This window comes from Alcaligenes sp. LTN-3, from assembly GCF_059735605.1.
Genome location: NZ_JCAPDN010000001.1, coordinates 1,515,663 through 1,528,271 on the forward strand (window position 1 = coordinate 1,515,663; position 12,609 = coordinate 1,528,271).

General features: G+C 52.4%; 11 protein-coding genes and 3 tRNA genes. 2 read left to right on the forward strand and 12 right to left on the reverse strand.

Annotation, left to right across the window (positions count from 1 at the left end; genetic code table 11):
• Positions 1–3: 3 nt before the first annotated feature.
• The 8 genes from AC6I6N_RS07110 to AC6I6N_RS07145 all read right to left on the reverse strand — a co-directional run bounded on the left by AC6I6N_RS07110 (position 4) and on the right by AC6I6N_RS07145 (position 6,681).
• Entirely contained in the window at positions 4–615 is a 612-nt protein-coding gene (locus tag AC6I6N_RS07110) for an NADH-quinone oxidoreductase subunit C (RefSeq protein WP_042482529.1), read from the reverse strand.
• Between the two features lie 26 nt (positions 616–641).
• Positions 642–1,118 (reverse strand): NuoB/complex I 20 kDa subunit family protein, encoded by a 477-nt coding sequence (locus AC6I6N_RS07115; protein ID WP_003801059.1) that lies wholly within the window; start codon positions 1,116–1,118, stop codon positions 642–644.
• A 145-nt stretch (positions 1,119–1,263) separates the two neighbouring features.
• Entirely contained in the window at positions 1,264–1,623 is a 360-nt protein-coding gene (locus AC6I6N_RS07120; RefSeq protein WP_003801061.1) for an NADH-quinone oxidoreductase subunit A, read from the reverse strand.
• 591 nt (positions 1,624–2,214) lie between these two features.
• Positions 2,215–3,408 carry a porin gene (locus tag AC6I6N_RS07125; RefSeq protein ID WP_497943340.1) on the reverse strand — a complete coding sequence of 398 codons (1,194 nt, stop codon included), beginning with the start codon at positions 3,406–3,408 and terminating at the stop codon, positions 2,215–2,217.
• A gap of 621 nt (positions 3,409–4,029) precedes the next feature.
• Positions 4,030–4,114: transfer RNA gene (locus tag AC6I6N_RS07130), tRNA-Leu, on the reverse strand.
• Between the two features lie 224 nt (positions 4,115–4,338).
• Entirely contained in the window at positions 4,339–4,788 is a 450-nt protein-coding gene (gene secG, locus AC6I6N_RS07135) for a preprotein translocase subunit SecG (protein ID WP_497943341.1), read from the reverse strand.
• Between the two features lie 18 nt (positions 4,789–4,806).
• On the reverse strand, positions 4,807–5,547 hold the full coding sequence (tpiA, locus tag AC6I6N_RS07140) for a triose-phosphate isomerase (protein ID WP_094197360.1): 741 nt from the start codon (positions 5,545–5,547) through the stop codon (positions 4,807–4,809).
• Between the two features lie 159 nt (positions 5,548–5,706).
• Entirely contained in the window at positions 5,707–6,681 is a 975-nt protein-coding gene (locus AC6I6N_RS07145) for an NAD(P)H-quinone oxidoreductase (protein WP_441383175.1), read from the reverse strand.
• A gap of 231 nt (positions 6,682–6,912) precedes the next feature.
• Between AC6I6N_RS07145 and AC6I6N_RS07150 the strand changes: the two genes are divergently transcribed.
• Together AC6I6N_RS07150 and AC6I6N_RS07155 are read left to right on the forward strand one after the other, a co-directional pair.
• A tRNA-Ser gene (locus tag AC6I6N_RS07150) sits at positions 6,913–7,002 on the forward strand.
• A 12-nt stretch (positions 7,003–7,014) separates the two neighbouring features.
• Positions 7,015–7,100: transfer RNA gene (locus AC6I6N_RS07155), tRNA-Leu, on the forward strand.
• Positions 7,101–7,638: 538 nt separating this feature from the next.
• On the opposite strand, the gene pnp is transcribed toward AC6I6N_RS07155, so the two are convergent.
• The 4 genes from pnp to ilvC form a co-directional block, all read right to left on the reverse strand.
• Entirely contained in the window at positions 7,639–9,777 is a 2,139-nt protein-coding gene (gene pnp / locus AC6I6N_RS07160; RefSeq protein ID WP_108727779.1) for a polyribonucleotide nucleotidyltransferase, read from the reverse strand.
• 89 nt (positions 9,778–9,866) lie between these two features.
• Complete coding sequence (rpsO, locus tag AC6I6N_RS07165) at positions 9,867–10,136, reverse strand: 30S ribosomal protein S15 (protein WP_003801068.1); 270 nt, start codon at positions 10,134–10,136, stop codon at positions 9,867–9,869.
• A 163-nt stretch (positions 10,137–10,299) separates the two neighbouring features.
• Positions 10,300–11,067 (reverse strand): CDP-diacylglycerol--serine O-phosphatidyltransferase, encoded by a 768-nt coding sequence (gene pssA / locus AC6I6N_RS07170; RefSeq protein ID WP_094197364.1) that lies wholly within the window; start codon positions 11,065–11,067, stop codon positions 10,300–10,302.
• A gap of 407 nt (positions 11,068–11,474) precedes the next feature.
• Complete coding sequence (gene ilvC, locus AC6I6N_RS07175) at positions 11,475–12,491, reverse strand: ketol-acid reductoisomerase (RefSeq protein ID WP_094197365.1); 1,017 nt, start codon at positions 12,489–12,491, stop codon at positions 11,475–11,477.
• Between the last annotated feature and the right edge of the window lie 118 nt (positions 12,492–12,609).

The following is a 12,609-nucleotide window of genomic DNA, read 5'->3' on the forward strand; positions in this document are numbered from 1 at the left end:
TGCTTATCGCCCAATTCCGTAATCATCCTCGCGCACCACACGTGGCGTGATTTCACGCGGCTCGATGGTGACGGGCTGGTAAATGACCCGCTTCTGCTCGGTGTCATAGCGCATTTCGACGTAGCCGGAGATGGGGAAGTCTTTGCGGAACGGATGGCCGATGAAACCGTAGTCGGTCAGGATGCGACGCAGATCAGGGTGGTTCTCGAAAATAATGCCGTACAGGTCAAACGCCTCGCGCTCGAACCAGTTCACCGAAGGCCAGACCTCGAACAGGGTTGGCAAAGCGGGAAAATCGTCGTTGGGCACAAAGCAGCGCACACGCAAACGCCAGTTGTGCTTCAAGGACATCAAATGCAACACAACAGCAAAGCGGTGAGGAAACTGAGCCGATGCAGCCTGATAGGTAGGTGCTTTCCAGGCGGAATAATCAATCCCGCACAAATCAATACAGGTCTCAAAGCGCAAGTCAGCGTGGTCACGCAGCAGTGTGCAGGTATCGAGCCATGCATCAACCGGCACTTCCAAAGTGAGTTCATTGCGCGCTTGCGTCAACGCAGCCTGCTCACCAAGAATAGAGAGCAAGTTGGTTTTTAAAGTTTCTAGCCGTGTCATAGTCTTGTTTAGCCTGTTCTAACCGTTCAGCGTGCGATGGTATTGGTCAAACGGATCTTGTTCTGCATTTGGAGCAAGCCGTAAACCAAAGCCTCAGCGGTTGGAGGACAGCCCGGCACGTACACGTCTACCGGCACGATGCGATCACAGCCGCGCACAACCGAGTAAGAGTAGTGGTAGTAACCGCCACCATTGGCACAGGAGCCCATGGAAACAACCCAGCGTGGCTCAGCCATCTGGTCGTACACCTTGCGCAAGGCAGGCGCCATCTTGTTGCACAGAGTGCCCGCCACAATCATCAAGTCAGATTGACGAGGGCTGGGACGAAAAATAATGCCAAACTGGTCCAGGTCATAACGAGCCGCACCAGCGTGCATCATTTCCACTGCACAACAGGCCAGACCAAATGTCATGGGCCACATGGACCCTGTTTTTGCCCAGTTCAGAAACTTGTCTGCACTGGTCGTCACAAAACCTTCTTTGAGAATGCCGTCGATAGCCATAGTAGTTGCCTTTTGCCGGATCAGAGCCTGGGAAGCCCCGGCCTATCCTGTTGCTGACCAAACCCGCTGTCATCAAGACGCATCCTCGTGCCCCTTATGCCCAGCAGCAGACGCGAAAACCCCGACAGGGTTCTCTATGAATGGGTTATTCCCAATCCAGAGCGCCTTTTTTCCATTCGTAGATAAAACCGACCGTCAAAACGGCCAGGAACGCCATAACGGTCCAGAAACCGACCAGGCCTACTGTTCCATTGGCCATGGCCCAGGGAAACAGAAAAGCGATTTCCAGATCGAACATGATGAACAGAATCGCGATCAGGTAGTAACGAATGTCCACCTTCATGCGCGAATCGCCGAATGCTTCAAAACCGCATTCGTAAGGAGAGAGCTTTTCAGCATCGGGCCGGTTAGGACCGAGCACTCGACCGACCAAAAGTAAGGCCAGGCCAATCCCAGTGGCAACGATGATAAATAGCAAAACGGGAAAGTACTCTTGCAGGTTCATGCAAAGCATCCAATCGCAGTAAATAAACTCTTGGATTGTAGCATTTTGAGAGCACAGTTTTGGGGGATAACCCCAAAGCATTACATCTATGCGCGGGTGTTGCACCCACGCCGCAAAAACTGTCAGCTACCTGACTGGAAACCCTTCAACTATTGATTATTTATTCTATTAAGGGTTGCGATTGTAGACCTCAATTAAACATCTTACTCGTTTTTGTAAGGTAAATGTCAGCCACCAAGCAGAAGAAAAGGATTTTTTCCTGCTTATTTTGTAAGCAAGCCAAACAAGACCAAGCAGTCGCAACGTCTGTTAGACGGACTTAGCACGCATTCAAGCTGCAGCCCCAGACCCTACACCACAACAACAGAGCACTACCCCAAGAAACCCACCACCTTAACTCAACAGCAAACACATACCAACACTAGCAGCAAAGCCAAATAAAGTCGCTATAGCCCAAACAGACTTAAAAAGACACCTCAAAAAAAACGGCAATAAAAAAGCCATCCCGAAGGATGGCTTTTTATACTTCTGCAGTTCAGACGAATTCGAAAATTCGCCTTTCGCAACGCGTAGGCAAGCTACGCGAAACGATTAGAACTGGTGACGCAGACCAACGCCGATCAGAGTCGACTTAGCATCAGGCATGAAGTAAACGTTTTTGGCGTAGGAACCAATTGCGTACACGTTCGTGCGCTTGCTCAGTGGGTGGCTGTAACCCAGGCTGAACGTGTGCTGTTTCTTCATTTCCCAAGACAGATTGGTGTTAGCCAGCGTGTCTGGAGCCGAACGAGGATCAGCCATCGTCCAAGAACCCATCACAGTACCGGCACCCACAGGAGCGGACAAACCGACCAAGTAGGAATTAACTTTCAGGCCGTCCAGGCTATCATTCAAAGCAGGATTGGAAGCAAACAAGTCACCCAAGCCAAAACCGCTGTAAGACTGGGCAGCGAACAAACCGTCACGGGTTTGACCGAAAGCCAAGTAAGCCTTCACAACTTCAAAGTCGTAGCTACCACCAATGTTCCAAGACTTGACAGTGTCACCACCAACAACCTGATTACCGGCACGGCTCTCAGCAGTCTTGAACTGATCGTATGTCAGAGCAACACCGATAGGACCGTTAACGTAACGCAGACCAGTGGTCACAGCGCGCTGGTTGCGCTCCAGACCGTCTAGGTTGTTACCAACTTCGTTAATTTTGTACTCTTGAGCACCGTCAGCATTGAAGGAGTAACCAACGCCAAACTGGAAGCCGGAGAAGTTAGGGGTTTGGTACATGACCATGTTGTCGTAACGAGTGGTGTTAGCAGCTGTGAAAGCACCACCGATGTTAGCTTGGTCGAAACCACCGCCGAAAGGATCGGCTACGCCTGGCAGGTATTTGGAGGCGATGTTAGTTTGGCGACCGAAGTCCAGTTGACCCCAGCTGTCACCAGCCAGACCCAAAGTGGCCTGACGACCGAACAGACGACCACCTTGAGCGGATTTACCGGTGGACAGGTCAAAGCCGCTTTCCAGTTGGAATACAGCGCGCAGGCCATCACCCAGATCTTCGGAACCTTTCAGACCCCAGCGGTTACCCGACTGGATGCCGTTGATCATACCGGTTTTCTTCTGTTCGTAAGAGCCACCGTTACCGTTGGAGGTGTAGTTTTCAGTGCCTTTGAATTTTTGGTAACCGATACCACCGTCCAGAATACCGTACAGGGTGACAGACGTTTCTGCGTGTGCGACGCCAGCGAAGCCGGCCATCAGAGCAGCAGCGAGCAGAGTCTTTTTCATGTAAGAAATCTCCGTAGATTTGAGTAAATCAGAGCAGCCCAACTACAACAGTGCTGCTGCTCTTTCTAACTCCGCGATGGGAAGTTAACGCTATTGCATCAAAATTCCCGTCGCTTGACTACGAAACCCTTCGGAAACGTGAATCTTTGTGCACAGCTTGTTGGCTATACACAACAAAAACCCACTTACAGCGGCTTTCCAAGCCACCTCAACCAAGGACGACAATTAGCGAGCTAAAGCCAAAACCCTCTTAAGAACTTGCTTTAACTTCTGCTGGCAATCAGTCGCCAATACTGGCTCTATGGAAACACAATAAAAAAAACAAACTCTGCCGCCTAACTGGAAGTAAGCCTCTAAAGCCCATCCCAAACTCGGGACACCCAAAGCAGTGACAACAACAATTTCTCATATTACGAGAAACAAGGATTTAACAAAACTCAGAACACACTGACCCAGCCGAAGCTCTTTTCAAACCAGAACAAACACCCCAGCACACCCCAAAACCCTACAATTTAAGCAAGACACTAAGCACCAAAAAAATGGCAAAAAAAAACCTGCCCTTTTCAGGATCAGGTTTTATTTTCAGGCTCTGCAATCACAAAGCTTTCTTACTTTTTAGTTTGGTGCCGACGACGAGACTCGAACTCGTACAGCTTTCGCCACTACCCCCTCAAGATAGCGTGTCTACCAATTCCACCACGTCGGCAAGCAATCAAGACAGCGATATTAGCATGACAAAAGTAAGACTGTCAGTACAAAACAAGCCCAAACACCCAAAAAAGCCCGTACTCAGGCATATTTTGCATAAACGTCACTAAATAAATGAAGCCCGCCTTAAAGCGGGCTTCGATATCGCACCTTCAGATCCTGCGCGTGACCTTTGTGAGCCCTTATAGAGAGAGCGACAAGAACCCCACAAATAGGCCAGACTTACTCAGCAGCAGGAACTGCTGGCGCGCTTGGTTCAGGGGCTGCCGAAGGAACCGCTGCAGGTACAGAAGCCGCTGGCGCAGGTACAGAAGCCGCTGGCGCAGGTACAGAAGCCGCTGGCGCAGGAACCGAAGCAGCACCCGATGAAGCTGCACCAGGCACAGAGGATTCATACCCCTGCATCACACCCGCATCAGCTTTTTGGGCTGGGTGATGAGCTACCCAAGCCAAACCGCCAGTAGACACAAAAAAGACAATTGCCACCCATTTGGTCATGCGCGACAAAAAGTTGGCCGCACCTGCTGCGCCGAACACACTACCCGCCGAGCCGCCACCAAAGGCCGAGCCCATATCAGCGCCCTTGCCTTGCTGCAGCAGAACCAGACCAATAATCAACAGCGAGGAGATAACCTGCACCGCCATCAGAACGGAAGACATCCAATCTTGCATTTAAAGACTCCAGACCCTTTAAGCGGCCACAATACGTAAAAATTCCTGTGCATCCAAAGATGCACCACCCACCAAGGCACCATCAATATCCGGCATGGCAAACAGCTCTGCGGCATTATCCGCTTTCACACTGCCACCGTACAAAATACGCAACTGATCCGATTCCATGTAGGCACGAATCTGCTGATGCATTTGCTGCGCTTGCTCCGGTGTTGCGGTCAGACCCGTACCAATCGCCCAGACCGGCTCATAGGCCAGCACCAGTTTGGAAACCACCTCGGCCCCAAGAGCCTTGATAGGTTCGAGTTGATCTTGCACCACACAGGTTTCCTGCCCTGCCTCGCGATCGGCCAACTGCTCGCCAATACAGACAATCGGCGTCAAGCCCGCATCCAGTGCCGCAATAACTTTGGCGGCGACTTGAGCACTGCTTTCCTGATGATACTGACGACGTTCGGAATGCCCGACAATCACCCAACGACAACCCACATCAACCAGCATTGCCGCCGAGATCTCCCCGGTATACGCCCCCTTGGCGTGGACACTGACATCTTGAGCACCGACCGCGATGGTCGAATCTTTCAAGATACCTGCCACCTGGGACAAATACACATAAGGAACGCATACAAGCACATCACAATCTGCCTGAGCATCAGGCTGAACGAGCAGTTCTTGCAGCAGACGGCTGTTGCCATCAAGCGAGCCATTTAATTTCCAATTACCCGCAACCAGTCGTTTACGCGAAGAATGTACGCTCATTGCTCCCTTGATGCCAGTCAAAAAGTTACACCAACGCCCACAATCAAGGCGCAGCTAACCGACTATTGTAGCGTGAGCGAATCCATTTCGCGCATATTTAGCAGAAAATTCATTTCAACACGATAAGAAAAGGGGCGGCCACACCACCCCTTGCAGCTTTTAAGGAACAAGAATGATCTTGCCCACCTGCTCACCCGCCTCCATCATGGCGTGCGCTTCACTGGCTTTTTCCAGAGGGAAAGTGGCGTGAATCAAGGGGCGAACCTGCCCTGCTTCCAGCAAAGGCCAGACTCGCGCTTTCAGCGCCTGAGCCAGTTGCGCCTTGAACTCTACAGAACGAGAGCGCAAGGTTGAGCCGGTAATAGTCAGACGACGACGCAGAATCTCACCACAATTAATCGTGGCCTTCACCCCACCCAGCAAAGCAATAATGACGATACGGCCGTCATCGGCCAGGCACGTCAAATCCCGGTTGATGTAATCACCAGAAACCATATCCAGAATCACATCCACGCCACGACCACCTGTTTTGCTCTTGATGACGTCTTCGTAAACCTCGGTTTTGTAGTTGATACCAATCCCGCCCAGACGATTAATGGCCTCTACGCGCTCGTCGCTGCCAGCCGTGGCATACACCGTATGCCCCAAAGCCACCGCCAACTGAATGGCTGTCGTTCCAATGCCACTGGCACCACCATGAACCAGCAAGGTTTCGCCCTTGCTCAATTGGCCACGCTCAAACACATTGCTCCAGACCGTAAAGAAGGTTTCTGGCAGGCCCGCCGCTTCAAGCAAGCTGAAACCCGCAGGAATAGGCAAGCACTGCTGTACTGGCACCACACAATATTCGGCATAGCCACCACCAGTAACCAACGCACAGACCTGATCACCAATCTTGAACTCACTACCCTGCACATCGCCCGATACGATTTCACCGGCCAGTTCCAGACCAGGAATATCAGAGGCACCAGCCGGTGGCGGGTAAGCGCCTGCTCGTTGCAAGACGTCCGGACGGTTCACGCCCGCCGCCAGCACCTTGACCAGCACCTCACCAGGACCTGTTTGTGGCATGGGGCGCTCGCCCACTCGCAACACTTCCGGCTTTCCAAACTCGGTAATCTCCACAACTCGCATACCTACTCCCTAATCTCTAGACTATTTTTTCCAGCGCGGCCAAAAGACAAACAACAAAAAGCCACCTTACTTGCTGCAATCTATCACAGGCACTGGTATCAACACCCCTATTCCTGCCATGAAAACAGATTATTTCCATGACGTTGGCAAATTTATACGTTACACTTTAAGGCTTTCCTGGCCGTCGTGCTTTTCACACGAAGAGCGTGCCGGGAAAAAGCCCAAGGAATAGGAAGCGTGCCAGAGCGGTTGAATGGACCGGTCTTGAAAACCGGCGATGGGGTAACCCATCCGTGAGTTCGAATCTCACCGCTTCCGCCATCATCTCCCGCTGCATCCATGGCGGAATTGGTAGACGCAAGGGACTTAAAATCCCTCGATCTTTGATCGTGCCGGTTCGATTCCGGCTGGATGCACCAAATATTCACGATAGCCGGCAGATCTCTTTGCCCACCATAAAAACCTCGGTTTTTATTCGCTCGTGACAAATAAGTACCAATCAAAAAAGCTCGCTTCAAAGCGGGCTTTTTTGCGTCCTGCCTGAAAACCAATCCAAGCCATCGCCCTGCAACCGCCACCTGAACCTGACCGACTGTTTATCCCTCCGCTCCGTAAAGCCTCTCCAGCCCCTACTGGACCGAAACCGCCCCAAGAAGCAAACAGCTCAGAAATAGCGAACCAACAACAAGCAAAGCCACAACTACAACTACAACTACAGCTACAGCTACAACCACGACTACGACTACGACTACGACTACGACTACGACTACGACTAAGGCTAAGGCTACGACTGAAACCACTGGCATAACAAGCACAGGTACAGGTACAGGTACAGCACCAACAGATTACCCTCCAGCTCCTGACACAACCCAATACGCAGCCCCTTTCCCAAAAAGCAGCCAAACGCAAAAAACCCGCCTTTCGGCGGGTTTTTCTTCATGCAGACTGCAAACGCTATCAGGAAGCAGCAGGAGCGGCTGGGCCGCCTTGGGCTTCAATACCGCCGATTGCCTTGATCGACAGACGCAGACGACCTTTCTCGTCAGCTTCGATGACCTTGACCTTAACAACCTGACCCACTTTCAGCACGTCATTGATGTTGGCGATACGGTAGTTGGCAATCTCGGAGATATGCAGCAAGCCATCACGGCCTGGCAGCACTTGCACAATCGCACCAAAGTCCAGCAAGCGCATCACGGGGCCTTCGTATTCCTGACCCACTTCAACTTCGGCGGTCAGTTCTTTGATACGACGCTCGGCTTCGCGGGCCTTGTCCAGATCGGCGCTGGCGATAGTGATGGTGCCGTCATCCGAAATATCGATCTGTGTACCGGTTTCTTCGGTCAGAGCACGGATGGTGGCACCACCCTTACCAATCACGTCACGAATCTTCTCGGGGTTGATCTTCACGGTCAGCATGCGAGGGGCGAATTCGGACATCTCGGTACGGGAACCGTCGATGGATTCTTTCATCTTGCCCAGGATGTGCATACGGCCTTCGTGAGCCTGAGCCAATGCAACCTGCATGATTTCCTTGGTGATGCCCTGGATCTTGATGTCCATCTGCAAAGCAGTAATACCTTTCTCGGTACCGGCAACCTTGAAGTCCATATCGCCCAGGTGATCTTCGTCACCCAGAATGTCGGTCAGCACAGCAAACTTGTTGCCTTCCTTGATCAGACCCATAGCCACACCAGCCACGTGATCCTGCACAGGCACACCAGCGTCCATCATGGACAGGGAGCCACCACACACGGATGCCATGGAGGAGGAACCGTTAGATTCAGTGATCTCGGACACCACGCGGATGGAGTACTGGAAATCTTCAGCGGCTGGCAGCAAGGGAGTCAAAGCACGCTTGGCCAGACGACCGTGACCGATTTCACGACGCTTGGGAGCGCCGAAACGGCCAGCTTCGCCGGTGGCGAACGGAGGCATGTTGTAGTGCATCATGAAGCGATCGCGGTATTCACCCATGATCGAATCAATGATCTGCTCGTCTTGCTTAGTACCCAGGGTGGTCACCACCAATGCCTGAGTTTCGCCACGCGTGAACAAGGCGCTACCGTGAGCACGGGGCAGAACGCCCAGACGGATGCTGATAGGACGAACGGTACGGGTGTCGCGACCGTCAATACGGGACTCACCGCTCAAGATGCGCGAACGCACGATCTTGCTTTCCAGATCGAACATCATGTTTTCGACGGCAACCATATCAGGCAAGGCCTGACCGGCGGCTTCAGCTTGAGCCTTGACCGTTTCTTTAACTTGAGCGTAAACAGCGCGCACTTGCTCGGTACGAGCCTGTTTTTCGCGAGTTTGGTAGGCTTGTGTCAGGCCCTCTTCAGCGGCAGCGGTTACCGCAGCCAACAGGCTTTCGTTAACAGCAGCAGGCTGCCAATCCCACTCGGGCTTGCCAGCTTCTTCAACTAGTTCGTGAATGCAGTTGATGGCTGCTTGCATTTGCTCGTGAGCAAACACCACACCACCCAGCATGATCTCTTCAGACAATTGCTTGGCTTCGGACTCAACCATCAGCACAGCTTGTTCGGTACCGGCCACAACCAGATCCAGAGCCGAGGATTTCAGCTGAGTGGCGGATGGGTTCAGCACGTACTGGCCATCAACGTAACCCACGCGAGCAGCGCCCACAGGACCGTTGAAAGGAATGCCGGAAATAGCCAGGGCAGCCGAGGCACCAATCATGGCAGCGATATCAGGATCAATTTCGGGATTGACCGATACCGTGTGAATAATGACCTGAACTTCGTTGTAGAAGCCTTCAGGAAACAGAGGGCGCAGTGGGCGGTCGATCAAGCGAGAGATCAGGATTTCGCGCTCGGACTGACGGCCTTCACGCTTGAAGAAACCACCAGGGATCTTGCCAGCGGAGTAGGTTTTTTCGACGTAATCAACGGTCAGAGGGAAAAAATCCTGACCTGCTTTCGCTTCACTTTTGCCAACAACAGTGGCCAACACAACCGTGTCTTCAATCGAAACCAGCACGGCACCTGACGCCTGACGTGCGATTTCGCCGGTTTCCAGAACGACGGTATGTTCGCCGTACTGGAAAGACTTGGTGACTTTATTGAACATTAGGAGAATCCTTACAATAAAAAAACCGTGCACACAGCGAAACCAGTTCGCCGAATGCACGGTTGTTTAGCGGGGAGCCAGCCCCGGTATCACTTACGCAGACCGAGTTTTTCGATCAAAGCACGGTAAGCGTCTGGATTACGACCTTTCAGGTAATCCAGCAATTTGCGACGACGGCTAACCATGCGCAACAGACCACGACGGGAGTGGTGATCTTTGTTGTGAGCCTTGAAGTGGCCAGTCAATTCGTTGATGCGAGCGGTCAGCAAAGCCACTTGCACTTCTGGGGAGCCTGTATCGCCTTGTTTACGCTGAAACTCGGAAACGATATCGACTTTTTTGATATCTGCAACTGCCATTTTATTTAGCCTCTAAGACTTGCGTTAGGACCGAGGTGCCCTAACGTGTTGAAAATGAAATTGAACGCACCAGACCAGGGCCCGATGCAAGCAAACGATTATAGCTAAAAACTGGAGAAGGCGTTAAGCATTTCGACCTGAAAACCCGCTCAAGCCGAGTATTTTAGTTGTTTCCACGCCGAAGTCGTGCCAAGGCTCGGGCCCGACGCCAGCGCCAGGCCATAACGAACCAACCCGACAAACCATACAGGCAGAACAAGCCAAACAGGAACACAGGGGGATCAGTAGAGACAAACACAAAGACCAGCACAAAAAGCAGCATGGCCCAGAACGGTACGCTACGGCTGACCGCAAAGGACTTGCCACTATAGAAAGGCGCATTAGACACCATGGCCAGACCGGCATAAATGGTCAAGCCAAAGGCAACCCAGGGAATGACGTTCACTTGCAAGGACAGCTTGTTGTCCACGGCCAGCCAAACAAAGCCGGCCACCAGCGCAGCAGCGGCCGGGCTTGGCAAGCCCTGGAAAAAGCGCTTGTCGACCACTTCAATATTGGTATTGAAACGAGCCAGACGCAATGCTCCACCGGCCACGTAAATAAAGGCAGCCAACCACCCCCAGCGCCCCAAACCCTGCATGGCCCAGACATACATGACCAGCGCGGGTGCCGCACCAAAAGAAATCATGTCAGCCATGGAGTCGTACTGCTCGCCAAAGGCGGACTGGGTGTTGGTTAAACGAGCGACCCGCCCATCCATGCCATCAAATACCAGCGCCAGGAAAATGGCGATGGCCGCCGCTTCAAAACGGCCATTCATGGCCTGCACAACGGCATAAAACCCCGCAAACAGATTGGCGGTCGTAAATGCGTTGGGCAGAAGATAGATGCTACGCCGACGACGTGTTTCATCATTGAGCAAATTGGGCATAATTTATGCTTTAAGAGTTGTTGCTAAGGACTGAACACTCAAATGTAGCATTGTCCACAAAGCTACAGAGTGCGAATAATTCCAGCAAATATAAGCCAGAGCGAACAGAAATGGCCAAGGGGCCTGCGGCCAGGGAGTTCGCGGATAAATAATGGATTTTATTGAACCCGCTTGCGCGCCACCCCGACAGGGGCACGATAGACCAATCAAGCACTGCATTTTATCGCGCCCTCACCAATACGGCTATAAGACGAGAACAAGGCGCTTCCACGCTTGCTTTTAGCCCAAGCAGAAGCTGCGTTGAAGGTCAAATTCTTGCAGCAATAAAAAACCGGCTGACGCCGCAAGACGTCAGCCGGTTCAGGTTCAAGACCAGGACAGCTTATGGAACTGCCCCGATATCAAACTTAGTTCTTGGACTTATCAACCAGCTTGTTAGCGGCAATCCAAGGCATCATGGAGCGCAGCTTGCTACCCACTTGCTCGATCTGCGATTCGGCGTTGATACGACGACGCGAGATCAGAGTAGGAGCGCCAGCGGCGTTTTCCAGGATGAAGTTCTTGGCGTACACACCAGTCTGGATGTCTTCCAGGCACTGACGCATGGCTTTGCGGGTTTCGTCGGTAACAATCTTCGGACCGGTCTCGTATTCGCCGTATTCAGCGTTGTTGGAGATCGAGTAGTTCATGTTGGCGATACCGCCTTCGTAGATCAAGTCCACGATCAGCTTGAGCTCGTGCAAGCACTCGAAGTAAGCCATTTCAGGAGCGTAACCCGCGTCAACCAGCGTGTCGAAGCCAGCCTTGATCAGCTCAACTGCACCACCGCACAGAACAGCCTGTTCGCCGAACAAGTCGGTTTCGGTTTCTTCGCGGAAGTTGGTTTCGATGATACCGGCACGGCCACCACCGTTAGCGGATGCGTAAGACAGAGCCACGTCGCGAGCAGCGCCGGTCTTGTCCTGGTACACAGCGATCAGGTGAGGAACACCGCCGCCTTGGCTGTAAGTACCGCGAACGGTGTGACCTGGAGCCTTGGGAGCAATCATGATGACGTCGATATCGTCACGTGGCACAACTTGGCCGTAGTGAACGTTAAAGCCGTGAGCAAATGCCAGAGCAGCGCCGGGCTTGATGTTTTCAGCAACCTGGTTGCGGTAAACCTCAGCAATGTTTTCGTCAGGCAACAAGATCATGACGACATCAGCACCCTTGACGGCCTCAGCCACTTCCTGAACTTTCAGGCCAGCGTTCTCGGCTTTGCTCCAGGAGGCGCCGCCTTTACGCAGACCGACAACCACGTTCACGCCGGATTCGTGCAGGTTCAGGGCGTGGGCGTGGCCTTGCGAGCCGTAACCGATGATGGCAACGGTCTTGCCTTTGATCAGGGAAAGATCACAATCCTTGTCGTAGAAAACTTTCATTTCAGGTGCTCCAAATTTAATAATTTCGCTTAAACAGCAATTCGAGAATGGCCGCTCATGCAGCAGCGGCACAAAAAAGACCTTGACTCATTACTTCCAGAACAGGCCACCGCGGTCT